This is a genomic window from Methylorubrum podarium (assembly GCF_040270385.1).
Taxonomy (GTDB): domain Bacteria; phylum Pseudomonadota; class Alphaproteobacteria; order Rhizobiales; family Beijerinckiaceae; genus Methylobacterium; species Methylobacterium podarium.
In genome coordinates this window covers 1-22,492 of sequence record NZ_JBELQE010000044.1, presented here as the reverse complement: position 1 = coordinate 22,492, position 22,492 = coordinate 1, and the positions used below count along the sequence as shown (strand labels likewise).

General features: G+C 68.7%; 21 protein-coding genes and 2 tRNA genes. 15 read left to right on the top strand and 8 right to left on the bottom strand.

Features of this window, described 5'->3' with window-relative positions; genetic code table 11:
- From ABS772_RS06995 to ABS772_RS06985, 3 genes are all read left to right on the top strand, one after another.
- On the top strand, positions 1 to 1,162 hold a 1,162-nt coding region (locus ABS772_RS06995), incomplete at its 5' end, for an ABC transporter permease (RefSeq protein ID WP_350393247.1).
- Between the two features lie 77 nt (positions 1,163 to 1,239).
- A complete protein-coding gene (locus ABS772_RS06990) occupies positions 1,240 to 3,663 on the top strand; it encodes a phosphoketolase family protein (protein ID WP_350393245.1) in 2,424 nt (807 codons plus the stop codon).
- A gap of 141 nt (positions 3,664 to 3,804) precedes the next feature.
- Positions 3,805 to 4,929, top strand: a complete 1,125-nt coding sequence (locus ABS772_RS06985) for an FAD-dependent monooxygenase (RefSeq protein ID WP_350393243.1) — start codon at positions 3,805 to 3,807, stop codon at positions 4,927 to 4,929.
- A gap of 128 nt (positions 4,930 to 5,057) precedes the next feature.
- Here the strand turns inward: ABS772_RS06985 and ABS772_RS06980 are convergent, their stop codons facing one another.
- The 3 genes from ABS772_RS06980 to ABS772_RS06970 all read right to left on the bottom strand — a co-directional run bounded on the left by ABS772_RS06980 (position 5,058) and on the right by ABS772_RS06970 (position 7,070).
- Positions 5,058 to 5,981 carry a three-Cys-motif partner protein TcmP gene (locus ABS772_RS06980; RefSeq protein ID WP_350393241.1) on the bottom strand — a complete coding sequence of 308 codons (924 nt, stop codon included), beginning with the start codon at positions 5,979 to 5,981 and terminating at the stop codon, positions 5,058 to 5,060.
- Positions 5,978 to 6,727, bottom strand: coding sequence for a DUF5131 family protein (locus ABS772_RS06975; protein WP_350393251.1), 750 nt, complete (start codon positions 6,725 to 6,727; stop codon positions 5,978 to 5,980). The genes ABS772_RS06980 and ABS772_RS06975 overlap by 4 nt, the downstream gene beginning before the upstream one ends.
- 269 nt (positions 6,728 to 6,996) lie before the next feature.
- Positions 6,997 to 7,070: transfer RNA gene (locus tag ABS772_RS06970), tRNA-Gly, on the bottom strand.
- 280 nt (positions 7,071 to 7,350) lie between these two features.
- Here ABS772_RS06970 and ABS772_RS06965 point away from each other — a divergent pair.
- The 3 genes from ABS772_RS06965 (at position 7,351) to ABS772_RS06955 (ending at position 11,235) form a co-directional block, all read left to right on the top strand.
- On the top strand, positions 7,351 to 8,367 hold the full coding sequence (locus ABS772_RS06965; protein WP_407942971.1) for an ABC transporter ATP-binding protein: 1,017 nt from the start codon (positions 7,351 to 7,353) through the stop codon (positions 8,365 to 8,367).
- 111 nt (positions 8,368 to 8,478) lie between these two features.
- Complete coding sequence (locus ABS772_RS06960; protein WP_350393237.1) at positions 8,479 to 9,504, top strand: extracellular solute-binding protein; 1,026 nt, start codon at positions 8,479 to 8,481, stop codon at positions 9,502 to 9,504.
- Between the two features lie 78 nt (positions 9,505 to 9,582).
- The gene (locus tag ABS772_RS06955) at positions 9,583 to 11,235 is read left to right on the top strand and encodes an ABC transporter permease (RefSeq protein ID WP_350393236.1); all 1,653 of its coding nucleotides are present in this window, start codon (positions 9,583 to 9,585) and stop codon (positions 11,233 to 11,235) included.
- Between the two features lie 410 nt (positions 11,236 to 11,645).
- Here ABS772_RS06955 and ABS772_RS06950 read toward each other — a convergent pair whose 3' ends face one another.
- Entirely contained in the window at positions 11,646 to 11,912 is a 267-nt protein-coding gene (locus ABS772_RS06950) for a hypothetical protein (protein ID WP_350393234.1), read from the bottom strand.
- A gap of 440 nt (positions 11,913 to 12,352) precedes the next feature.
- Positions 12,353 to 13,078, bottom strand: coding sequence for a sulfate transporter family protein (locus ABS772_RS06945; RefSeq protein ID WP_350393233.1), 726 nt, complete (start codon positions 13,076 to 13,078; stop codon positions 12,353 to 12,355).
- A 163-nt stretch (positions 13,079 to 13,241) separates the two neighbouring features.
- Here ABS772_RS06945 and ABS772_RS06940 point away from each other — a divergent pair, with 163 nt between their 5' ends.
- The 3 genes from ABS772_RS06940 (at position 13,242) to ABS772_RS06930 (ending at position 16,359) form a co-directional block, all read left to right on the top strand.
- Positions 13,242 to 14,195, top strand: coding sequence for a Kelch repeat-containing protein (locus ABS772_RS06940; protein WP_350393232.1), 954 nt, complete (start codon positions 13,242 to 13,244; stop codon positions 14,193 to 14,195).
- Positions 14,196 to 14,281: 86 nt separating this feature from the next.
- The gene (locus tag ABS772_RS06935; RefSeq protein WP_350393249.1) at positions 14,282 to 15,616 is read left to right on the top strand and encodes a flavin monoamine oxidase family protein; all 1,335 of its coding nucleotides are present in this window, start codon (positions 14,282 to 14,284) and stop codon (positions 15,614 to 15,616) included.
- A 104-nt stretch (positions 15,617 to 15,720) separates the two neighbouring features.
- Positions 15,721 to 16,359 carry a cyclic nucleotide-binding domain-containing protein gene (locus tag ABS772_RS06930; RefSeq protein ID WP_238256752.1) on the top strand — a complete coding sequence of 213 codons (639 nt, stop codon included), beginning with the start codon at positions 15,721 to 15,723 and terminating at the stop codon, positions 16,357 to 16,359.
- 3 nt (positions 16,360 to 16,362) lie between these two features.
- Here the strand turns inward: ABS772_RS06930 and ABS772_RS06925 are convergent, their stop codons facing one another.
- Positions 16,363 to 16,782, bottom strand: a complete 420-nt coding sequence (locus ABS772_RS06925) for a cupin domain-containing protein (protein ID WP_238256753.1) — start codon at positions 16,780 to 16,782, stop codon at positions 16,363 to 16,365.
- 140 nt (positions 16,783 to 16,922) lie between these two features.
- On the opposite strand from ABS772_RS06925, the gene ABS772_RS06920 reads away from it, so the two are divergent.
- The gene (locus tag ABS772_RS06920; RefSeq protein WP_350393229.1) at positions 16,923 to 17,129 is read left to right on the top strand and encodes a hypothetical protein; all 207 of its coding nucleotides are present in this window, start codon (positions 16,923 to 16,925) and stop codon (positions 17,127 to 17,129) included.
- Between the two features lie 198 nt (positions 17,130 to 17,327).
- Here ABS772_RS06920 and ABS772_RS06915 read toward each other — a convergent pair whose 3' ends face one another.
- On the bottom strand, positions 17,328 to 17,627 hold the full coding sequence (locus ABS772_RS06915; RefSeq protein ID WP_350393227.1) for a hypothetical protein: 300 nt from the start codon (positions 17,625 to 17,627) through the stop codon (positions 17,328 to 17,330).
- Between the two features lie 285 nt (positions 17,628 to 17,912).
- On the opposite strand from ABS772_RS06915, the gene ABS772_RS06910 reads away from it, so the two are divergent.
- The 5 genes from ABS772_RS06910 to ABS772_RS06890 all read left to right on the top strand — a co-directional run bounded on the left by ABS772_RS06910 (position 17,913) and on the right by ABS772_RS06890 (position 22,147).
- Positions 17,913 to 18,059: a hypothetical protein gene (locus tag ABS772_RS06910; RefSeq protein WP_238256756.1), complete on the top strand. Its 147-nt coding sequence runs from the start codon at positions 17,913 to 17,915 to the stop codon at positions 18,057 to 18,059.
- A gap of 236 nt (positions 18,060 to 18,295) precedes the next feature.
- On the top strand, positions 18,296 to 19,345 hold the full coding sequence (locus tag ABS772_RS06905; RefSeq protein ID WP_350393225.1) for a sulfate ABC transporter substrate-binding protein: 1,050 nt from the start codon (positions 18,296 to 18,298) through the stop codon (positions 19,343 to 19,345).
- Positions 19,346 to 19,349: 4 nt separating this feature from the next.
- Entirely contained in the window at positions 19,350 to 20,204 is an 855-nt protein-coding gene (gene cysT / locus ABS772_RS06900; RefSeq protein ID WP_350393223.1) for a sulfate ABC transporter permease subunit CysT, read from the top strand.
- Positions 20,197 to 21,099, top strand: coding sequence for a sulfate ABC transporter permease subunit CysW (gene cysW, locus ABS772_RS06895; protein WP_350393221.1), 903 nt, complete (start codon positions 20,197 to 20,199; stop codon positions 21,097 to 21,099). Before cysT ends, cysW begins: the two co-directional genes overlap by 8 nt.
- A 4-nt stretch (positions 21,100 to 21,103) precedes the next feature.
- A complete protein-coding gene (locus tag ABS772_RS06890; protein WP_350393219.1) occupies positions 21,104 to 22,147 on the top strand; it encodes a sulfate/molybdate ABC transporter ATP-binding protein in 1,044 nt (347 codons plus the stop codon).
- Between the two features lie 255 nt (positions 22,148 to 22,402).
- Here the strand turns inward: ABS772_RS06890 and ABS772_RS06885 are convergent.
- A tRNA-Met gene (locus ABS772_RS06885) sits at positions 22,403 to 22,479 on the bottom strand.
- Between the last annotated feature and the right edge of the window lie 13 nt (positions 22,480 to 22,492).

Genomic DNA, 22,492 nt, shown 5'->3' with positions numbered 1-22,492 from the left:
CAGCACGACCGCCCCCGCCCCTGCCCCCATGGGCATCGGAACGCATGCAACGAACGTCGCCCGGCTCATCGTCAAGGAGCTGCGCAGCATCCGGGCGGACCCGGTCATGCTCTGCCTCGTCGTCTACGCCTTCACCTTCGCGGTCCAATCGGTCGCCTCCGGCGCCTCGACGGAGGTGCGCAACCTGACCCTCGGCGTGGTCGATGAGGATCGGTCGGACCTCTCGCGGCAGATCGTGAGCGCCTTCAACCCGCCGCTGGTGAAGAGCGTCGTGCCGCTCACGCCCGCCGAGATCGATCCCGCCATGGATACCGGCCGGCTCGTCTTCGTGGTCGAATTGCCGCCACGGCTGCAGAAGGACGTGCTCTCCGGCCGCCCGGCCGAAGTGCAGCTCGGCGTCGATGCCACGGCCATGACCCAGGCCGGCAACGGCTCGATCTACATTCAGTCTATCATCGCCCAGGAGGTCGCCCGCTTCGCCGCGCGCAGCGATCTCACGGACGTCGCCCCGGTGCAGGTGGTGACGCGGGCCAAGTTCAATCCGAACCTCCAGACCAGCTGGTTCACCTCGGTGATGCAGGTGATCAACAACATCACCCTGCTCACGGTCATCCTCACCGGCGCCGCGCTGATCCGCGAGCGCGAGCAGGGCACGGTGGAGCACCTGCTGGTGATGCCGCTCGTGCCGGTCGAGATCATGCTCGCCAAGGTGGTCGCCAACGGGCTCGTCATCCTCGTCGGCGCCGGCTTCTCGCTGGTCGTCGTCGTGGAATGGTGGCTCGGCGTGCCGATCGCCGGCTCCATCCCCCTGTTCCTGTTCGGGGCGTGCCTCTACGCCCTCGCCGTCGCCGCGCTCGGCATCCTGCTCGGCACCATCGCCAGCTCCATGGGCCAGTTCGGGCTGCTCGTGATCCCGATCCTATTGCTCATGCAGCTGCTCTCGGGGAGCAGCACGCCGATGGAGAGCATGCCGTTCTGGCTCCAGATCCTGGTGCAGACGGTGAGCCCGACGCCGCACTTCGTCGCCTTCGCCCAGGCCGTGCTCTACCGCGGCGCCGGCCCGTCCGTGGTCTGGCCGCAGCTCCTCGCGCTCATCGCCCTCGGAACCGTCTACTTCGCCTTCGCCCTCGTCCGCTTCCGCCGCGTGATCTTCGGCGTCTGACCGACGACACGCCCGGCCGCATTCCGACCATCACCCGACGGGCCGCGCCTTCAGGCCCCGTCAGCCAGGAGACGCCCATGACCGAGCCGATGAATCCGCAGCGGCCGACCCCCGCCCCGGACGGCGAGGAACTCGCCCTGATCGACCGCTACTGGCGGGCGGCGAACTACCTCTCGGTCGGGCAGATCTACCTGCTCGACAACCCGTTGCTGCGCGAGCCGTTGAAGCCCGAGCACATCAAGGCGCGCCTGCTCGGCCACTGGGGCACGACGCCGGGACTGAACTTCATCTACGTCCACCTCAACCGGCTGATCAAAGCGCGCGACCTCGACGCGATCTACATCTGCGGCCCCGGCCATGGCGGGCCGGGCATCGTGGCCAACACCTATCTCGAAGGCAGCTACAGCGAGGTCTATCCGGACATCGCGCAGGATACGGAGGGCATGCGGAGACTGTTCCGGCAGTTCTCCTTTCCCGGCGGCATCCCGAGCCACGTCGCCCCCGAGACGCCCGGCTCGATCCACGAGGGCGGCGAACTCGGCTACGCCCTCGTCCACGCCTTCGGCGCCGTATTCGACAATCCCGACCTGATCGCCGCCTGCGTGGTCGGCGACGGCGAGGCCGAGACCGGGCCGCTCGCCGCCTCCTGGCACTCCAACAAGTTCCTGAGCCCGGTGACCGACGGCGCGGTGCTGCCGATCCTCCATCTCAACGGCTACAAGATCGCCAACCCGACCGTGCTCGCCCGCCTGCGCGACGACGAGCTCGAAGCCCTGTTCACCGGCTACGGCTACGAGCCGTTCTTCGTCGAGGGCGATCAGCCAGAACCGATGCACCGGGCGATGGCCGAGACGCTCGACCGCGCGGTGGACCGCATCCGGGACATCCAGGCCGAGGCGCGGGGCGGCGGCATGGGCTTCCGGCGTCCGCGCTGGCCGATGATCGTGCTGCGAAGCCCCAAGGGCTGGACCGGGCCGAAGACCGTGGACGGCAAGCGGGTCGAGGGCTTCTGGCGCGCGCATCAGGTGCCGGTCGGCAACGCCCGCAGCGATGACGGGCACCGCAAGATCCTCGAAGACTGGATGCGGAGCTACGCGCCCGAGACCCTGTTCGACGAGACCGGGCGCCTGCGCCCCGAACTCGCCGCGCTCGCGCCCGAGGGTCCCCGTCGCATGGGCGCCAACCCGCACGCCAATGGCGGCCTGCTCCGACGCGAGTTGCGGCTTCCCCGCTGGCAGGATTTCGCCCTCGAGGTTCCTCGGCCGGGCGCGGCATTCGGCGAGGCGACGCGCACGCTCGGGCACTATCTCCGCGACGTGGTCCGGCTCAACGCCGAGGCGCGCAACTTCCGCATCATGGGGCCGGACGAGACCGCCTCGAACCGGCTCGACGCGGTGTTCGAGGCGGCCGACCGCGTCTGGATCGAGAATATCGAGCCCTACGACGTGAGCCTCGCCCACGAGGGCCGGGTGATGGAGGTGCTGAGCGAGCATCTCTGCCAGGGCTGGCTCGAAGGCTACCTGCTCACCGGCCGCCACGGCCTGTTCTCCTGCTACGAGGCGTTCATCCACATCGTCGATTCGATGTTCAACCAGCACGCCAAGTGGCTGAAGGTCTCGCGCGAACTCGGCTGGCGGCGGCCGATCGCGTCGCTCAACTACCTCCTGACCTCCCATGTCTGGCGCCAGGACCATAACGGCTTCAGCCACCAGGACCCCGGCTTCATCGACCTCGTCGCCAACAAGAAGTCGGACATCGTCCGGGTCTACCTGCCGCCGGACGCCAACACCCTGCTCTGGGTCGCCGACCACTGCCTGCAGACCTACGACCGCATCAACGTGATCGTGGCCGGCAAGCAGCCGCAGCCGCAATGGCTGACCGCCCACGAGGCCGGGCTCCACTGCGAGGCCGGCATCGGCATCTGGCCCTGGGCCGGCACCGACGAGAGCGGGCTCGAGCCGGACGTGGTGATGGCCTGCGCCGGGGACGTGCCGACGCTCGAAACCCTGGCCGCCGTCGATCTGCTGAAGCGCGCCGTGCCGGGCCTGAGGATCCGCGTCGTCAACGTGGTCGACCTGATGACGCTCCAGTCGGACAGGGACCATCCGCACGGGCTGTCGGACGCGGAGTTCGACAGTCTCTTCACGCGGGATAAGCCGGTGATCTTCGCCTATCACGGCTATCCCTATCTGATTCACCGGCTGACCTATTCGCGGGCCAACCACGCCAACATGCACGTGCGCGGTTTCATCGAGGAGGGCACGACGACCACGCCCTTCGACATGGTGGTGCTGAACGAGCTCGACCGATTCCACCTCGCCATCGAGGCGATCGACCGGGTGCCGGGACTGGTCACGCGGGCGGCGGGGGCCAAGCAGGATTTCCGGGATCGCCTGACCGCGCACAAGCTCCACATCCGCGAGCACGGCGAGGACATGCCCGAGATCCAGGGCTGGAAATGGCCCTACGAGACCCGCCGGAAGGGTGACGCACCGCACTGAGCGGGATCGTCCGGGCCGTCCGCCCGCCCTCCGAGCCCCAAGCAGGCTTGCGGCCGGGCGCGAGACAGCGTCAATCCGGCATCCGAAGCGGAGCGTCGCCGAGTCGCGCGCCGGCGCATGGGCGGGAAGGGCCGCAGCCTCATGGACACGCAACAAGCCGGCCGGGTGCTCATCGCCGGAGGCGGCATCGCCGGGCTCGCCGTCAGGCGGGCGCTGCACCGGCGGGGCATCCCGTCGCTCACGCTGGAGCGGCGCGGCGTGCAGGCGGATGCGGGCCTGGCGATCAATCTCCCCGGCAACGCGGTGCGCGCCCTGAGCCAGCTCGGTCTGCTCGACGGGCTGCGCGCGGCCGGCTCGCCGGTGCGGCGTCGCGAGTACCGCACCGAGCGCGGGCGCCTGCTCTTTTCCGTGGACGAGACCGCGTTCTGGGGCAGCGAGACCGGACCGCACTGCCTGCGCCGTGCCGACCTGATGCGGCTGCTGCAGCAGGACCTGTCCCCCGGCGGCATCCGGCCGGGTTCCGGGATCGCTGCCATCCGGCAGGAGCCGCGAGGGGCCGAAGTGCTGCTGGAGGATGGTACGACGGAGTCGGGCGGCCTGCTCGTGGGGGCGGACGGCGTCCACTCGACCATTCGGCGCGGCCTGTTCGGCGATCAGGCCCTCGGCACGGCGATGCTGGCGCGCCAGAGCTGGCGCTTCATGACACCCAATCCCGGCATCGAGGCCTGGACCCTGTGGGCGGGGGCCGGCGCCCTGTTCCTGCTCATCCCGGTCGATCGCGGCGAAGCCTATGGCTGGGTCTCGGTCAGCCGAGGCGGCAACGCCGATCCCGAAGCGATCCGCGGCGCCTTCGCCGCCTTTCCCCGGCTGGTTTGCGATACGCTCGACGCGGTTCTCTCACGACCGGACGCGATCCATCACTCGCCGCTGGAGGAGGTCCGGATCCCGGTCTGGACGCGCGATCGCGCCGTCCTGCTGGGCGACGCGGCCCACGCGACGGCGCCGGTCTGGGCGCAGGGCGCGGCGCTCGCGCTGGAAGACGCGCTGGTGCTGGCCCGCCTTCTGGCCGAGCGGACGGATTGGAGCGGGGTCGGAGCGGAATACGAGCGCCTGCGCCGTCCCCGTGTCGATCATGTCCAGCGGATGACGGATCGCCTGTCGCGCACGGCGCGGTGGCCGGACTGGGCGAGGAACCTTCTGCTGCCGCTCGTCGGCCCGCGCAGCTACCGCGCCACCTACGATCCGCTTCGCATGCCGGTGGTCTGATGCCAACAGAAAGCTATATTTCGATCTACGACGCAGCCAGTGTCTAAAATGAAACCAATATGTTCAACGAAGCCATCGTCTCGATTATTTCGGCCAAAACTATATCTGATTAATAATGTCGAAATTCATTATTCAATCTTTCGACTGCGCCCTCGTTTCGGAGTGATACGGTCACCCTTTCTCAAAATATGCTGCGCACCGTCGAGCCCCTTCTTATTTGGCCCAGCCCAGACAAGGTAGTAAAGGTGCCCACCTTGAGTGTTGCGGATGAGGCGTCCATCCGAAACATGTCCGAAGGCGTCCTTGAGCCGGCCACGGTACCATTCCAGCAGCCGGATGCCGGAATCGGCCAGCTTCTGGGTTTCCGCTCCAAACAGCCCGTCTCGCTCCTCATAAGCGTAGTCCCACCAATCCGGAGCCCCGAAAAACGCATCAAGTGACTCGCGCCAGTTCTCGCGTATGTCACCGCTGCGCACTAGAAATCTCTGGATGGCCATACCTAACGGGAAATTCACGAATACCTCGATGGCACGCGTCTTCGCCAGGGCCTCCAACGTCGACCATGGTATGTGCATCCCGAACGGGTCGACGAAGACAACCGCGCGATAGTGCTTCCAGTTGATGCCACTGTTGAGGATGGCCTGCAGTTCGGTGGCAGCGTCCCCCTCCCGGACGACAATGCGTCGTGTATCACCGTACTCCTCCGCCAACGCGTTCAACTCAGCAACCCGCTCGGGATTGCGTTCGATAAAAACGTAGCGCGTAAACGGGTTGTCGATGTCGAGCGCGACGCGGGGAGAGCCCTTTAGGTACTCGACCGCCTCGGCATCTGGAGCAGGTTCGGTATCAAACAGCCCAACCTCCGGAGCCGCCTTCGGCTTGGTCCTGACCTTGGACCGGCCGGGACCGGCAAATGCATCGACGTAAATAGTGCCTTTGCACCACCAGCCCTGATTCTTGAGTACCTTCGTGTAAAATCCGAGATACTCGCTCAAGGCGTCCAACTTCTCCTTAGCCCAAGGGCCAACACCATCCTTGGGCTTTTTCGTCATCCAGCGGCAACCTCAGACGGACGTTGGAATATAGGAAACTCGCTCCACTCTCGCCCGTCTAGACTGCGTCCACCGGCTTTCGGGCGGAATCCACCCCATTGCTTGAAGAAGAAGGCTACGCCAGCTGCGACACATTGATCTCGGACCTCCCGGACCCACGCAGGGTCCATCGGCCGGGCTCGGGGACCGCTCTCACCGCCCACGATGACCCAATCGATGCCGTCGAGGTCAAGTCGACCGATGGGGCCGATTAGGGGCTCAATGGACAGAAACCGGATGCCGGCAGGAGCTTGACCGAGGTGACGAATGCGCGAGGTCCTTACGCCATCCTCAACAGACACGCCGCACCAGATGTGTGCCGGTCCTCGGCTGGTGCCGTAACGTCGGCGAAGGAAGTCCCGCATGAGCGATGAGCGTTTCGTCAGAATCTGGAAAGTGTGCCAGTCGGCCCGCTCCATCGTGTTGAACACCCGACCGACGAACTCCTCGGGAACCTCTTTGTGAAACAAGTCCGACATGGAATTTACGAAGATCATGCGGGGCTCGCGCCACGACAGCGGCTGCTCCAATCGCGCCGACCGCAGCGTGAGGTCGAAGCCCGTCTCGAACGGGTGGCCAGGCACACCGCGGAACCGCTCGGAGAAGCGTTCGGCATAGCAGTTATCGCAGCCGGGACTGATCTTAGTGCAGCCCGTCACCGGGTTCCAAGTCGCGTCGGTCCACTCGATGGCAGTCACATCGGCCATGTCGAACACCTATCATCCGTCCGGGCGCCGCGCGAGGTTAGGTACGGGGTTTCCCCTCGCAATAAGGGCACAACTAGTACCGTCGTAGCGAGGAACCGGAATGCCCTGTGCAGTTCAGCCCGCTGCTATCCCACGAACCGGACAGCAGTGAGCGGCCAAGGCCATGCGCTTTGTCGATGTCACATCAGAGGTTCTGCGGATCGGACCTTAGCTCGGCAATTGCGGCGCCTAAGGACCTGAGGATGTGATGAAAATAGCGTAGGAGGGAATGGAGCGGGTGAAGGGAATCGAACCCTCGTATTCAGCTTGGAAGGCTGCTGCTCTACCATTGAGCTACACCCGCCGACCGCGACTCACACCGGGCACCGGTTTCCCGGAAGCCCTCCGCACAGGGCGGCGTGGCGAGCGGCAATGCAGCGGGGCGATAGCACGCCTCGGTCGCTTTGAGAAGCGCGAAGCGGGATCTCGTCCCGACGCAGAAGCTGTGCGAGGGAGAGGGAATTGCCGTGCAAGCGGCCCAGTTTTAGGCCTCTCTCTTGTTCCTTCGTCGCAAGACAGCTCCTCCCCCGCCCTCCCGACACGCCGACGCGCAGGTCGCCTCCTCATCGTCGGCGCGCCTCGACATCCGCGGCGTGAGCCGGCGCTACGGCCGGACGCTGGCGCTCGACGACGTGTCGCTGTCCCTGTCGCCGGGCGAGATCCTGGCCGTCCTCGGCGATTCCGGGTGCGGGAAGAGCACGCTGCTGCGGCTCGTCGCCGGGCTCGATGCGCCCGATGCCGGCGAGATCCGCATCGATGGCCGGCGCGTCGCGGGGCGCGGGGGCGACGAGCCGCCGGAGACCCGCGGCGTCGGCCTGATGTTCCAGGACTACGCCCTGTTTCCCCATCTCACCGTGCTGGCCAATATCCGGTTCGGCCTGAGCCACCTGTCGGGTGCGCAGGCGCGGGCCGTGGCGCGGGAGCGCCTCGCCGAGGTCGGGCTGGCCGGTCGTGAGGAGAGCTATCCGGCGACGCTGTCCGGCGGCGAGGCGCAGCGGGTCGCGCTGGCGCGGGCGCTCGCGCCGCGCCCGCGGGTGCTGCTCCTCGACGAGCCGTTCTCGAATCTCGACGCCGGCACCCGCGAGCGGGTACGGGCCGACACGCTGGCCGTGCTGCGCCAGGACGGCATCAGCGCCATCCTCGTGACCCACGACGCCGCCGAGGCCGTCGAGTTCGCCGACCGCATCGCCCTGATGCGGGGGGGCCGACTGATCCAGTGCGACACCGCCGAGACCCTGTATCGCGCGCCCGTCGATCCCTTCGCCGCGAAGGCACTCGGCGAGATCGTGACCGTGGCGGGCCTCGCCTCCGGCGGCCGGCTGACGACGCCGCTGGGAACGGTTCGCCTGCCCGCTCCCGCGCCCGAGGGGGCCGTGCAGGTCTGCCTGCGACCGGAAGCGATCCGCATCGTGCCGCCCGGCGAAGGCGTTCCGGGCCGGGTCCTGCGCCGCAGCTTCGCCGGCGCGATCACCCGCATCGACGTCGACGTCGCGGGGCTCGACGCCCCTTTGCGTCTCACCGCGGCGTCGGACGATGTCGTCGAGGACAGGGTCGAACTGGGTCTCGTCGAGGGCAGGGTCTTCGTCTTTCCCAGTCCTTGACCGGCCCGGCAGCCTATTTTTATCTGGAATAAGTATAAATCATCAGCCTTGTCGGTTTAACCGACGCTCTTTAACACCCGACGAGCATCGACAATGCTCGGGGGGAAGAGAATGTTGCGGCTGCGGCGCTTCGGTTATCTCGTGGGATTCGGCCTCGCCTTGGCTCTGACCGGCCAAGCGAAGAGCGCCGAGGTGAACCTCTACACGACACGCGAACCGGGCCTGATCCGGCCGCTCCTCGACGCCTATAGCGCCAAGAGCGGCGTGACGGTGAACACCGTGTTCGTCGAGAAGGGCTTGGCCGAGCGCGTCGCGGCCGAGGGAGCCCGCAGCAGCGCCGACGTCCTCATGACGGTCGATATCGGCAACCTGATCGAGTTGGTCGACCGCGACCTCGCCCAGCCGGTCCGCTCCGCCGCCCTGGAATCGGCCGTACCGGCAGCCCTGCGCGATCCGGACGGGCGCTGGTTCGCGCTCTCCATGCGCGCCCGCGTGCTCTACGCCGACAAGGCGCTCGGCGAGCTGAACGCCGCGACCTACGAATCGCTCGCCGACCCGAAATGGCGGGGCAAGGTCTGCATCCGGTCCGGCCAGCACCCCTACAACACGGCACTGATCGCGGCCTTCCTCGTGCGTCACGGTGCCGAGAAGACGGAGGGCTGGCTTCGCGACCTGAAGGCCAACCTCGCCCGCAAGGCGGCCGGCGGGGACCGGGATGTGGCGCGCGACATCGCCGCCGACCTCTGCGAGATCGGGCTCGCCAATTCCTACTATGTCGGGCTGATGCGCTCGGGCCGCGGCGGGCCGGATCAGGAGAAATGGGGCGCGGCGATCAAGGTCGTGCTGCCGACCTTCGACGGCGGCGGCACCCACGTGAACGTGTCGGGCGCCGTCGTCGCCAAGCACGCGCCGAACCGCGACGAGGCGGTGAAGCTCCTCGACTATCTCGTCTCCGACGAGGCGCAGGCGCTCTACGCCAAGGCCAACTTCGAATATCCGGTCAAGTCGGGCGTCGCGGTCGATCCGCTGCTGCAGGCGCTCGGGCCGCTCACCATCGACACGACGCCGCTGCTCGAGATCGCCCGCAACCGCAAGGCGGCGAGCCTGCTCGCGGACAAGGTCGGCTTCGACAACTGATCCGTCCTCAAGCATCACCGGTCCGTTCCCGTCGCGGCCGGCCGACAGGACATCGAGGGAACGGACGCAGGATCATCGATGACGCCCGTCCGTGGCCTCCTCTACGCGGCGGCGGCGATGCTGGCCGCCGTCCTGCTGGCGCCGGTCGCCTCGCTCGCCGTCGTGGCGGGCGACGGGGCCGGCGAGCTGTGGCCGCACCTGGCGGCCTACGTCCTGCCGCAGGCGATCCGCGATACCGGCCTGCTGCTCGCCGGCGTCGGTTTTCTCGTGATCGGACTCGGCACCGGGACGGCGTGGCTCGTCTCCGCCTTCGCCTTTCCCGGCCGCCGTCTCCTCGATGCGGCCCTGCTGCTGCCGCTCGCGGTGCCGACCTACGTGGTGGCCTACGCCTATCTCGACCTGATGCACCCGCTCGGGCCGATCCAGAGCGGCCTGCGGGCGCTGCTCGGCCTGTCGAGCCCGCGCGACCTGTCGCTTCCCGATCTGCGCTCGCTGCCCGGCTGCATCCTGCTCCTCGGCTTCGTCCTCTACCCCTACGTCTACCTGCCGACGCGGGCGCTGTTCCTGATGCGGGCGGGGACGCTGCTGGAGGCCGCGCGGATGCTCGGCGCCGGGCCGGCCCGGACCTTCTTCCGGGTGGCGCTGCCGCTCGCTCGCCCGGCCATCGCCCTCGGCACCGGCCTCGCGCTGATGGAGGCGCTCAACGATGTCGGCGCAGCCGAGTTTCTGGGCGTGCGCACGCTGACGGTGCAGGTCTACGCGACCTGGGTGAACCGCTCGGACCTGCCCGGCGCCGCGCAGATCGCGCTGGTGATGCTGGCGGGCGTCGTCGGCCTCGTCGCGCTCGAACGGCTCGCCCGCGGCGGCAGGGGCTATGCCGGCTCCGGCCATCGCGACCGGCCGACGGCGCGCCGGCCTCTGACCGGCTGGCGGGCTGGGCTCGCGCTCGCCCTCGGCGGCATCCCCGTGCTTCTCGGCTTCGGTTTGCCCGCGGGCTATCTCGCCTGGGCCGCCTGGCAGCGCCTGCGGGCGATGGGGCTGCCGGAGACGCTGGTCGCGCAGACCCTCAACACCGTCCTCTATGCCTGCGCCGCCACCGCCGTCACGGTCGCGGTGGGGGTGCTGGTGGCCGCCTCTCCGCACCTTCTCGATCGCCGGAGCGGGCAATCCCTGATCCGGGCCGCCGGCCTCGGCTACGCGATGCCCGGCACGGTGCTGGCCGTCGGGCTCCTCGCCCCGCTTGCCCTGCTCGATACCGGGCTCACCACCCTGGCCCGTGCCGGGCTCGGCTGGGCCCCGGCGGTCGGCCTCGGCACGGGCGCGGCGCTGGTGATCGCCTACACGCTGCGCTTCCTGACCATCTCGGTCGGCGCGGCGGAGGCAGGGTTCGCTCGCATCCCCTCGACCCTTCCCGACGCGGCGCGGATGCTGGGGCGCGGGCGCTTCGGGACTTTGCTGGCGGTGCAATTGCCGCTGGCTTGGCCGGCCGTCCTGAGCGGGGCGCTGCTCGCCTTCGTGGACATGGCGAAGGAACTGCCGGTGACGCTGCTTCTACGCCCGCTCAACGTCGAGACCCTCAGCACGCATCTCTACGGCGAGGCCGCCCGCGGCACCTATGAGGACGGTGCCGCGAGCGCGCTGCTGATCGTGATGACGGGACTGATCCCCGTCGCCCTGCTGCTGCGCCTCGACCGAGGCGCCGCGCCGCGGCAGCGCCGACCGGAGGCGTGACCGGGTCGCTACATGCCGCCGAGCAGGACGTTCATCGATCCCACGACGGTCATCACGAGGCCGCAGGCGAACACGGCGATCATGGCGTAGGACACGGGCTTCAGCTGCATGCGTGGTCAACTCCTTGCGATCTGTGATTCCGCCCCGGTCCGACCTGCCGCGCCCGGCGCGATGGCCGGGATGCCGAGGGGCCAGGAACGAGGCCGGATTGGTCCGGCTCTCCCGTCAACGACGAAGGCGGCCGGCCATTCCATCGATAGGACGGGAAAAGTGCGTCGAGACGAAGAAGATCGCCTAGACTCGCGAAGATGTGAGGCTCAAGCGGACGTTAAGGGCGAAAAAATTCCGGCAAATATCGGAATTTGCACAATATCACGACGCTCTTTCACTCCGCTTGACCGGTTCATGCCTTAGCAGCGCGTGCCGCCGGACGTCTGGCCATACTGCTTGACGGGGAAGTTCTGCTGGTTCGCGTTGCCCTCGGACGCCGAGCTCATCGGGCAGCGGGTATGCCGGGGACCGTCGTGGACGCCGAGAGATCCCGTAACCGGCACATCGAACGGCATGCCGAACGGCACGGGCCGTCCGTCCCCGTCATCGAAGGCCATCGCGGATGAAACGGGAGCGGCGACGCCGATCATGACGGCGGCAACGACGGCGCAAATCCGGTTCTTCATAGGATCTACGATTCCTTTCTTGGTGCTTATCCCATTGGGAAAGCATTTTCTCCTCTGGTTATACTGATATAGGCGATGAAACTCGGGCAGGACGTGCAGAGCCGCACTCGCAGACAGGGATTAAATTCGACGCTCGACTTGCGCCTTCCTCTCGCCACCTGCCACGCTTCTTCAGCGCCGCGCGAAGCAGTCGGCGGCGTGGGACGGACGCAACGCGACGGAGTGTCATACGGCTTCCAGGTGATCACCTCGGGCATCGCTCAATCCCGTCATCGCGAGGCGGAGCCGAAGCGATCCAGGGTGCGACCCCTCCGGAAAAGGCGCGCCCTGGATTGCCACGGCTTCGCCTCGCAATGACGGAGGGAGAAACCGAAGTGATCAATGGGAACCCGCTCGAGCCTGCCCTCCGCCGTCGCGATCGCTCCGGCGGTGAGCGCAGATTAGCGCCGGTGCGGCAGGCGCGCGTCCGTCCCCGTCGGACCGGGCAGCGCCCGGCGTTCGAGACCCTTGTGCAGGTGGACCATCAGCGCGACGCCGAACAGCGGCGTCACGAGGTTGACGATCGGCACGATCATCAGCCCGGCGAGCAGGCAGCCGGCGGCGATCACCGTGAACCCGTAATGCTCGCGCATCGCCCGTGCCTCCGGCAGAGGCCGGAACCGGCCGGCGGCGAGTTCGAAATACTCGCGCCCGAGCAGGTAGGCGTTGGCACCGAAGAAGGCGAAGAGGTTCACCCCCGGCACGAAGACGAGGATCAGCGCGACGAGGTTCACGAGCAGGGCGAGGCCGGCGAAGCGGATCGCCGAGCCGAGCGCCTGCCCCCAGGGCAAGGCGCGACCCGGCGCGTCGGTTGGGAAGTCGCTGCGCTCGACCACCTCGGCGACGTCGTCGAGGAAGAAGCCCGCCACGAGGATGGACACCGCGGGCATGATGTAGGCCAGCGCCACGAACAGCCCGGCGCCCGCCAGGAAGAAGGCGAGCGTGTCGAAGAACGGGTAGTCGGCGGAGATGTGGTGGCTCGTCTGGAACGCCTGGATCAGGCGCGTCAGCCCGAACCACAGCACCACCAGCAGCCCGACCGTGAGCGCCAGCGACTTGAACAGGATGCCGCGCAGCGCGGGCGAGAATACCTGCCGCAGGGCTGCGGCGGCGGCCTTGATGAGCATCGTGCCCTTCGATCCTTCCGATGATCTGCACCCGCCCGGGCCGGGTTCTCGCCGCTCCGCCCGGCCTGCGCAAGTGTCGCTTCCGGGAAACCCCTGACGAAGGCGGGCTCTTGAGAGCGATTGACGCGTTGCTCTGGGACGACGAACCGCCGGAGCCCCGCGCATGGCACGCCCGTTTCTCTCCCCCGCCCTCTCCTTTGCCATCCTCCTCGCCGCCGCACCCGCCGGCGCCCACGAGGTCGGGGCCTGGGCGGGCGCCAGTTCCGCACCGGCGGAGCGGTCCGAGGTCGCGGTCGCCGCGCTCGACGGCAAGGCCTACGTCATCGGCGACTACAACGGCGCGACCGACCTGCTGATCTACGATCTCGCCGCCGATTCGTGGAGCAAGGGCGCCCCCTTCCCCTACCCCGTCCATCACACCATGGCGGCGGAGAAGGGCGGGCGGATCTACGTGTTCGGCGGTTACGTCAACGGCTGGGAGGCGAGCGACCGGGTCTGGGCCTACGATCCGAAGACGAATGCGTGGGAGGCGCGCGCGCCGATGCCGACCCCGCGCGCGGCGGGCGGGGCGACGCTCGTCGGCGAGAAGATCCACGTGGTCGGCGGCAGCGGGTCGGGGCGCGGCAACGTCCGCTCGCACGAGGTCTACGATCCCGCCGGCAATGCCTGGAGCAAGGCGGCCGACCTGCCGACGCCCCGCGACCACCTCGCGGTGCAGACGGTGGAGGGGCGGATCGTCGCCAGCGGCGGCCGGATCGACGGCGATTCGGGCAAGAACCTCGCGGCCAACCAAGTCTACGACCCGGCGACCGACGCCTGGAGCGAGGCGGCGCCGTTGCCGACCGCGCGCAGCGGCGTCGCCTCCGCCGTGCTCGGGCGCGAGGTCCTCGTCATCGGCGGCGAATCGAACCGCAGGACCTACGACGAGGTCGAGGCCTTCGACCTGCCGGCCAATCTCTGGCGCGCCCTGGCGCGGCTTCCCACCGCCCGCCACGGTTTCGGCGCGGTCACCTACAAGGGCCGCATCTACACCCTGACCGGCAGCCCGCGGCCGGGCGGCGACCGGTCCGGGACGGTCGAGGTGCTCGATCCGAAGGGGGCCGCTCCGGCCCGGTGAGCAGCCGGGCGCAGGCCGCGGCGCTTGCCGCGGCCGGGTTAGCGGACGACATGAGGGCCGCCGCCTTCCGGATCCGCATCGACACCATGCTCTCCTCCCCCGAGCACGCACGCTTCCGCCCGACCGTCGCGCCGCGCCTCGCGCCGCTTCCCGCCTCCCCCGACGTGATCGTGATCGGCGCGGGCGCCGCCGGCATCGCCGCGGCCCGTCGGCTGATCGAGCGCGGCCTCTCGGTCGCGGTGCTCGAAGCGCGCGACCGGGTCGGCGGTCGGGCGGTGACGACGCGGCTGCGCGGCCACGCCATCGATCTCGGCGCGCACTGGCTGCATGCGGGGCCGATCAACCCCCTTGTCGCCCTGGGCCAGGCCCGCGGCGAGCCGCTGCGCCGCGCGGCGCAGGAGCAGCATCTCTGGATCGGGCGCCGGCCGGGGCGGGCCGCCGAGGAGGCCGCCTTCTCCCGCGCCTTCGACGTCGCCGACCGGGCCATCACGCACGCCGCGACCCGCTCCCAGGACGGGCCGGCCTCGAAGGCGCTGCCGCGCCATCTCGGCCCCTGGGGCGAGCGCATCGCCCGCGTCCACGCCCTGGTCTCGGGGCGGCCGCTCGACGAGGTGTCGCTGCACGACTGGCCGAGCATGGAATACGGCGACAACTTCTTCGTCGCGGGCGGCTACGGCGCCTATCTGGCACGGCTGGCGCTCGGACTGCCGATCCGGCTCGGCTGCCCCGTGACCGGCCTCGACTGGTCGGGGCCGGGCGTGCGGGCGCAGCTCGCCGATGGCGGGCGAATCGCGGCGAGGGCCGGTATCGTCACCGTGCCGGTGCCGGTGCTGCAGGCGGCCTTCCGCTTCGATCCGCCCCTGCCCCAGCCCGCCCGCGCGGCCATCGACGGGTTCCTGGCCGGCATCTACGAGCACGTCGTCCTGCACTGGCCCACCGCCCCGTTCCGGGGTCGCGACCGGCTCGCCAGCGTCGTCGGCGGGCGCCACAAGCCGCCGGGGATGCTGACCCGGATCGACGGCACGCCGTTCCACTATTTCGAATTGGACGCCGCCTTCACCCGCGCCCTCGATGCTGCCGGGGCCGGGGCCGACGGGGCGCGGCGCCGCGCCCGCGCGGTGCTGGCCGACCATTTCGGCCGCAACGCGCTTGCCGACCTCGCGATTCCGGCCGTCACCGCGTGGCGCCACGATCCCTGGTCGCGGGGCTCCTGGGCGGTGGTTCCCCCCGGCCACGCCGCGTCCCGCACGACGCTCCAGGAGCCGGTCGGGGAGCGGATCTGGTTCGCGGGCGAAGCGAATTCCCGCGCACAGTGGGGCACCGCGGGCGGCGCCTACGAGGAAGGGCTGCGCGCGGCCGACCGCGTCGCCGCCACCCTCGCCGATACCTTGGCCGCGTCGGAACTGCGCGCGAGCGCCTGAGCGCTCTCCCCTTGCATCCCCCGCCCGGATGGGCGAACCGCCGACGTGACAGGCGCAGAAGCGCCCGCCGGAGCGAAGGCCGGCCGCGAGCGGGGGGACATGCGATGAACTGGGTCGAGGCGATCGGCTATCTCGGGACGGCGCTCACCGTCGCCTCCTCGGCGATGGGGACGATGATCCCGCTGCGCATCGTCGCCCTCTGCGCGAGCTGCGCCGTCATCACCTACGGATTCCTGATCGGCAGCGTGCCGGTGATGCTCACCGAGGCGATCCAGATCCCCTTCAACGCGTGGCGCCTCTACGAGATGGTCCGCCTCGTGCGCGAGACCGAGCGGGCTGCCTCCGGCGACCTCTCCCTCGATTGGCTGAAACCCTTCGGCACCCTGCGGCGCTTCCGGGCCGGCGAGGTGCTGTTCCTCAAGGGCGACGAGGCCAAGGAGATGTACCTGATCGAGAGCGGGCGCTTCCGCATCGCCGAGCACGGCCTCGACGTGCGGCCGGGCCAGATCGTCGGCGAACTCGGCATGCTCTCGCCCGGCAACCGCCGGACCGGATCGCTCGCCTGCGTGGAAGCCGGCACCGCTCGCTGCCTGTCCTATTCCGAGGTCAAGCAGCTCTACTACCAGAACCCGGAATTCGGCTTCTACTTCCTGAAGCTGACGAGCGAGCGCCTGTTCCAGAGCGCCGCCGAAGCGGCGGGCACGGCACGCCCCACGGCTTCGGCCGGCAGCGACGTGCTCTGAGCCTCAATCGGACTGCCGCATGAAGCTGTCCGGCGTGCCCGTTCCGGCTTCCACGAACTGGATGTCCCGCGGCCCGCGCCGGGGCGTATCGACCGACAGGAACACCACCGGCTCCTCCAGGATCTCCGGCACCGAATGCACCACGCCGCGCTTGAAGAACACCAGCATGCCCGGTCCGACCTCGACCGGCGGGTCGTCGCCGAACTGCATCCGGCAGCGACCGGAGAGGGCGTAGAGATACTCGTCGCAGGTCGTGTGGTAGTGCGGCGGCGTCGGCCGGTAGACCCGGAAGACGCGGGCGCTGGCCGTCTCGTCGTCGGTGAAGCGGTGATCGGCCACCATGGTCGCCGCCGTCTCGGGCAGACGGCGCACGCTCTCGGCCACGTCGAACACCGCGTGGCCGGCCGCTCGCTCCTTGCCCATGCTCCGGCACTCCAGTTTGTGAAGCCGGAACTATGCCTCCGCGGACGACCGGTGCACAGGGGCCGGCAACCCACGCGTTTCATCAACGGACCGGAAATGTTAGAAAAAGCGGTGCCGCACGGATCGCGGCCCGGACAGCGATGATGCGGGGATACGAGGGAAACGCCCAGGTCATGGCGGATGTCGCCGCGGTGATCGAGCAGGCGCAGCGCGAGGGTCGCGATCTCGCGACGGCCCTGCGCATCGCGCGGGTGACGCTCGCCTATGTCAGCGGCCCCGAGCCCGAGCCGGATCAGGCCCGGGCCCTGGAAGCGCTCGACCGGCAGCTCCGATCGCTTGCTGAGTAGAGCCGGATCATCCCGCCGCCTGCACGATCAGCGTCACGGCGCCGAACAGCAGCACGGCGAGCACCGCAACGGCCATCAGGATGAGGGCGGCGCGCGATTCACGAAGCTCTCGGTTGTCCATGGACGGAGCTTAAGCGAGGCCGCCCACCAGGCATAGCGCGACCGATCGGCTCCTGGATACGCCGCCGCGCGACTGTCTCAGGAGCGCCTGGCCTGGTGACGCGGCCCGAGAACCACGATGTCCTCCGGGCAGACGCCGCTTTCCACGCGTTTCGCGCGCGGCGTCAGGGTCCCGTGCAGGGGCCGTACCGCCCAGCGGCCGTACCAATCGTCGGACGGCGAGAAGCGGGACGATTCCGGTGAGACCGCGCCACCTCCGAAAGCCGCCGCGCGGAGGCAGGCGAAGCGCGCCTCGTCGGAGCCGTCGGCGAGCAGGCCGAACAGGATCGGCTGCGGGTCGCGGTTCGAAGCGGTCTCGGCGCGGTGGGTCGGCGACATTGAAAAAGGCTTTCGCGAGGGAAGATCGGATCGTCCGAAAACGGGACGGTCGCCCGCATCCTTGCAAATCCGGCGCCTCGAGCCCGCGTCTCGCCGCGGAACCCTCGGGACCTCCGCCCGCGCGGGTGGGAACGGCTGCAACCCTGGCTCGTCCTTTGCCACGGTCGGGCCGAGACGGCCCGATGAGGCGCCCGATGTTCCGCGATGGCACGCATCATCACCGGAACGGCAAGTCGAGCGCCCCCTGGGGGTCGAACCGGCCTCGAGACGAAGAGAAGTCCTTCGATGAAGCGAACGTTCGAAACGCTCTTGCGCCCGCTCCAGGGCCACTTCGCCACCCTCGGCCTGCTCGCCGCCCTGGTCGTCACCGTGACCTGGTGGTTCATCGTCGCCCGCGGCGTCTGGCTGGCGGTCGAATGGGTTTCGGCTTGACGCAGCAGGATGCAATCACCGAAAAACGTTCTTTCGATAGAACAGAACAAAATTGGATGATCCTTCTCCACCTTTCTTCAGGCCGTAGAATATTGTTGTGCAGCCGCTATCGAAATGGATCGTTCAGGAGCGTTGATCGGCGGATCAATGCTGTGACGCAGCTTGACATCGTTCTTTAAAACGAACACTTCCTCGTCACGGGCGGGCGAAACCCCGCATCGCGGAGGCGAGACGACGTGTTCGACGGATATCCGATCAGGCTCGGTGCAACGCCGCAGCGGCGGGCGGCCCTCCTCGGGCTCGCCATGGCCGCATGCGTCGCGTCCCTCGGCGGCGCCAGGGCGCAGACCGAAATCCTCAACGTCTCCTATGACCCAACGCGCGAACTCTACCGCGAGATCAACGCGGCCTTCACCGAGGAGTGGAAGGCCAAGACCGGCGAGACGGTCACCGTGCGCGCCGCCCATGGCGGCTCGGGCGCGCAGGCCCGCACGGTCATCGACGGCATCCCCGCCGATGTCGTGACCCTCGGCATTCCCTCCGACATCGACGCCATCGCCAATCTCTCGAAGAAGATTCCGGCGGACTGGCGCACCAAGCTCCCGAACGAGGGTCTGCCCTACACCTCGACCGTCGTCTTCCTCGTCCGCAAGGGCAACCCCAAGGGGGTGAAGGATTGGGACGATCTGGCGAAGCCCAACGTGAAGGTCATCACCCCGAACCCGAAGACGTCGGCCGGCGGGCGCTGGAACTTCCTCGCCGCCTGGGGCTACGCCTACGAGCGGGACGGCAAGAACAAGGAGAAGGCCAACGCCTTCGTCGGCCAGCTCTACAAGAACGTGCCCGTGCTCGACACCGGCGCCCGCGGCTCGACCGTCACCTTCGCCCAGCGCGGCCTCGGCGACGTGCTGCCGACTTGGGAGAACGAGGCCTTCCTCGTGCTGGAGGAGTTCGGCAAGGACAAGTTCGACATCGTCGTGCCGCCGACCTCGATCTACGCCGAACCGCCGGTCGCGCTCGTCGATGCCAACGTCGAGAGACGAGGCACCCGCAAGCAGGCCGAGGCCTATCTCCAGTTTCTCTACAGCGACAAGGCGCAGGCGATCTTCGCCAAGCACCATTACCGCCCGATCAAGCGCGAGGCGGCCAAGCCCGAGGATCTCGCGCAACTGCCCGAGATAAAGCTGTTCAAGATCGAGGATCTCCAGGGCTCCTGGGACACCATCCAGAAGGCGAACTTCGACAATGGCGGCCTGTTCGACCAACTGAGCCGCGCCGGGCGCTGACCGCGTGGTCGAGCCCGTCAAACCCCGGCGGCATTTCCGCCAACGCAGCGTGATCCCGGGCTTCGGGATCACGTTCGGCTACACGCTGACCTGCCTCGGCGTGATCGTGCTGCTGCCGCTCGCCGCCCTCGTGGTGAAGGCGTCCGGTCTCGGCCTGTCCGGGATCTGGGACGTCGCGACCGACCCGCGGGTGGCCAGCGCGCTGCGGGTGAGCTTCGGCGTGTCGCTGCTGGCCGCGCTCACGGCCTCGGTGTTCGGCGGCATCGTCGCCTGGGTGCTGACCCGCTACGACTTCCCCGGCCGCAAGCTCGCCGACGCCGTGGTCGATCTCCCCTTCGCCCTGCCGACGGCGGTGGCGGGCATCGCCCTCGCCTCGCTCTACGCCCCCAACGGGCTCGTCGGCGCGCAGCTCGCCAAGGTCGGCATCGAGGCGGCCTACACGCCGGTCGGCATCTTCATCGCCATGGTGTTCATCGGCCTGCCCTTCGCGGTGCGCACGGTGCAGCCGCTGATCGCCGAGATCGACAAGGAGGTGGAGGAAGCCTCCGCCATCCTCGGCGCGTCGCGGATCACCACCCTCGTGCGGGTGGTGCTTCCGCCGCTGATCCCGGCGGTGCTGACCGGCTTCGCCCTCGCCTTCGCCCGGGGCGTCGGCGAGTACGGCTCGATCATCTTCATCGCCGGCAACCTGCCCTACGTCTCCGAGATCGCGCCTTTGCTGATCGTCATCAAGCTCTCGGAGTTCGATTACGCCGGGGCCAGCGCCATCGCCGTGATCATGCTGGCGATCTCCTTCGTGACCCTGCTCGCGATCAACCTGATCCAGGCCTGGAGCCGGCGGAGGTTCGGCTATGTCTGAGGCGCTGGCACAGGGCCCCGTGGCGGGGCCGCGGGACGAGACCCTGCGCATGCCCGCCAGCGTCGTCACCGAGCGGCGGGTCGTGCGCTGGCTGCTGATCGCGGTGGCGCTGACCTTCCTCGGCCTCTTCCTCGTTCTGCCGCTGCTCACGGTGTTCGCGCAGGCGCTCGCCAAGGGCTGGGGCGCCTATCTCGCCGCCTTCGCCGAACCCGATGCGCAATCGGCGATCCGGCTGACCCTGCTCGTCGCGGCCATCGCCGTGCCGTTCAACCTCGTCTTCGGCGTCGCCGCCTCCTGGGCCATCGCCAAGTTCGAATTTCGCGGCAAGAACCTGCTCGTCACGCTGATCGACCTGCCGTTCTCGGTCTCACCGGTAGTCTCCGGGCTGATCTACGTGCTGGTCTTCGGCTCGCGCGGCCTGTTCGGCCCCTTCCTCGTCGAGCACGACATCCAGATCATTTTCGCGGTGCCCGGCATCGTGCTGGCGACGATCTTCGTCACCTTTCCCTTCGTCGCCCGCCAGCTCATCCCGCTCATGCAGGAACAGGGCACGGCGGAGGAAGAGGCGGCCCTCACCCTCGGCGCCTCCGGATGGCACGCCTTCCGGACGGTGACGCTCCCCAATATCCGCTGGGGCCTGCTCTACAGCGTCCTGCTCTGCAACGCCCGCGCGATGGGCGAGTTCGGCGCGGTCTCGGTCGTCTCCGGCCATATCCGCGGGCTCACCAATACGCTGCCGCTGCACGTGGAGATCCTCTACAATGAGTACAACTTCGTTGCCGCGTTCGCCGTCGCCTCTCTCCTTGCCGGGCTCGCTCTTGTCACCCTCGCCGTCAAATCCGTCCTCGAATGGCGCTACGCCGACGACCTCGCGGCGGGGGCACGCCGCCACTGATCGGGTGGGAACGGCGACGGCGATCCGCATCGAGGACGTCTCGAAGACCTTCGAGACGGCGGCGGTGCTGCACGACTTCACCCTCGACGTGCGGGCGGGGGAACTGCTGGCGCTGCTCGGCCCGTCGGGCTCGGGCAAGACCACGCTGCTGCGCATCATCGCCGGGCTCGACTTCCCCGATCGCGGCCGGATCATCTTCGGCGGCGACGACGCCACGCAGGTGCCGGTCCAGCGGCGCGCGGTCGGCTTCGTGTTCCAGCACTACGCCCTGTTCAAGCACATGACGGTGGCGCAGAACATCGCCTACGGGCTCAATGCCCGGAAACGCTCGGAGCGACCGGACAAGGCGGAGATCAAGCGCCGGGTCGGCAACCTGCTCGACCTGATCAAGCTGTCGGGCTTCGCCGACCGCTATCCGAGCCAGCTCTCCGGCGGCCAGCGCCAGCGCATCGCGCTGGCCCGCGCGCTCGCGGTCGAGCCTCGCGTCCTGCTGCTCGACGAGCCGTTCGGCGCCCTCGACGCGCAGGTGCGGAAGGATCTGCGCCGCTGGCTCAGGGAGATCCACGACCGCACCGGCCAGACCACGATCTTCGTCACCCACGACCAGGACGAGGCCCTCGAACTCTCCGACCGGGTGGCGGTGCTGGACCGCGGCCGCCTGGAGCAGGTCGGCACCCCGGACGAGGTGCAGGAGCATCCGGTCTCGCCGACGGTCCTGAAGTTCCTCGGCGACACGATCGAGGTCGAGGCGATCGCGCAGAACGGCCAGGTCCTCGTCAACGGCCGGACGACGCCGCTCACCGCGCCGGCGGGGTTGGTCGGACCGGTGAAGCTCTACGCCCGTCCGTGGCAGCTCCAATTCGCCGAGGCGAACGAGGCGCATCTGACCGGCACGGTCCGTTCCTCGTACCGGACGCAGGGACGTCAGCGGATCGAGGTCGATCGGCCGGGCGCGAAGGTGGTGGTGGTGGAGGCGGCCGACACGGCCCGCCTCGCCGCCGGCCGCGAGGTCGGACTGCGCATCGTCGGCGGTCACGTGTTTCCGTAAGGCAGCCGCCGGAGAGCGTTTCTTCTCCGGTTGGCCCCTCCCCTCTCGGTGATCCGCGGCACTTTTCGATTTTCGAGCGCGCCGACTTGCCCGATCGTCATCGCGCGGCGAAGCCGACGCGATCGAAGGCGCGGCGTAATCCGGATCTCGGGTGCGGCGATGCAGACGCGCCGTGAGCCTGAACGACGAAAAGCCCGCTGCCTTTTCCGGTCAGCGGGCTGTGTGTCGATGTGCTGGTGGTGGTCGTGGTGTGTTTGGTTGCGGGGGCTGGATTTGAACCAGCGACCTTCAGGTTATGAGCCTGACGAGCTACCGGGCTGCTCCACCCCGCGCCGGTGTTGGTGG

Coding starts and splice junctions, on each gene's coding strand:
- ABS772_RS06915 (WP_350393227.1), bottom strand. CDS start 17,627: ATGTCGCCGACCCACCGCGCCGAGACCGCTTCGAACCGCGACCCGCAG.
- ABS772_RS06990 (WP_350393245.1), top strand. CDS start 1,240: ATGACCGAGCCGATGAATCCGCAGCGGCCGACCCCCGCCCCGGACGGC.
- ABS772_RS06940 (WP_350393232.1), top strand. CDS start 13,242: ATGGCACGCCCGTTTCTCTCCCCCGCCCTCTCCTTTGCCATCCTCCTC.
- ABS772_RS06920 (WP_350393229.1), top strand. CDS start 16,923: ATGATGCGGGGATACGAGGGAAACGCCCAGGTCATGGCGGATGTCGCC.
- cysW (WP_350393221.1), top strand. CDS start 20,197: ATGTCTGAGGCGCTGGCACAGGGCCCCGTGGCGGGGCCGCGGGACGAG.
- ABS772_RS06985 (WP_350393243.1), top strand. CDS start 3,805: ATGGACACGCAACAAGCCGGCCGGGTGCTCATCGCCGGAGGCGGCATC.
- ABS772_RS06945 (WP_350393233.1), bottom strand. CDS start 13,078: ATGCTCATCAAGGCCGCCGCCGCAGCCCTGCGGCAGGTATTCTCGCCC.
- ABS772_RS06975 (WP_350393251.1), bottom strand. CDS start 6,727: ATGGCCGATGTGACTGCCATCGAGTGGACCGACGCGACTTGGAACCCG.
- ABS772_RS06950 (WP_350393234.1), bottom strand. CDS start 11,912: ATGAAGAACCGGATTTGCGCCGTCGTTGCCGCCGTCATGATCGGCGTC.
- ABS772_RS06935 (WP_350393249.1), top strand. CDS start 14,282: ATGCTCTCCTCCCCCGAGCACGCACGCTTCCGCCCGACCGTCGCGCCG.
- ABS772_RS06960 (WP_350393237.1), top strand. CDS start 8,479: ATGTTGCGGCTGCGGCGCTTCGGTTATCTCGTGGGATTCGGCCTCGCC.
- ABS772_RS06955 (WP_350393236.1), top strand. CDS start 9,583: ATGACGCCCGTCCGTGGCCTCCTCTACGCGGCGGCGGCGATGCTGGCC.
- ABS772_RS06925 (WP_238256753.1), bottom strand. CDS start 16,782: ATGGGCAAGGAGCGAGCGGCCGGCCACGCGGTGTTCGACGTGGCCGAG.
- ABS772_RS06930 (WP_238256752.1), top strand. CDS start 15,721: ATGAACTGGGTCGAGGCGATCGGCTATCTCGGGACGGCGCTCACCGTC.
- ABS772_RS06910 (WP_238256756.1), top strand. CDS start 17,913: ATGAAGCGAACGTTCGAAACGCTCTTGCGCCCGCTCCAGGGCCACTTC.
- ABS772_RS06980 (WP_350393241.1), bottom strand. CDS start 5,981: ATGACGAAAAAGCCCAAGGATGGTGTTGGCCCTTGGGCTAAGGAGAAG.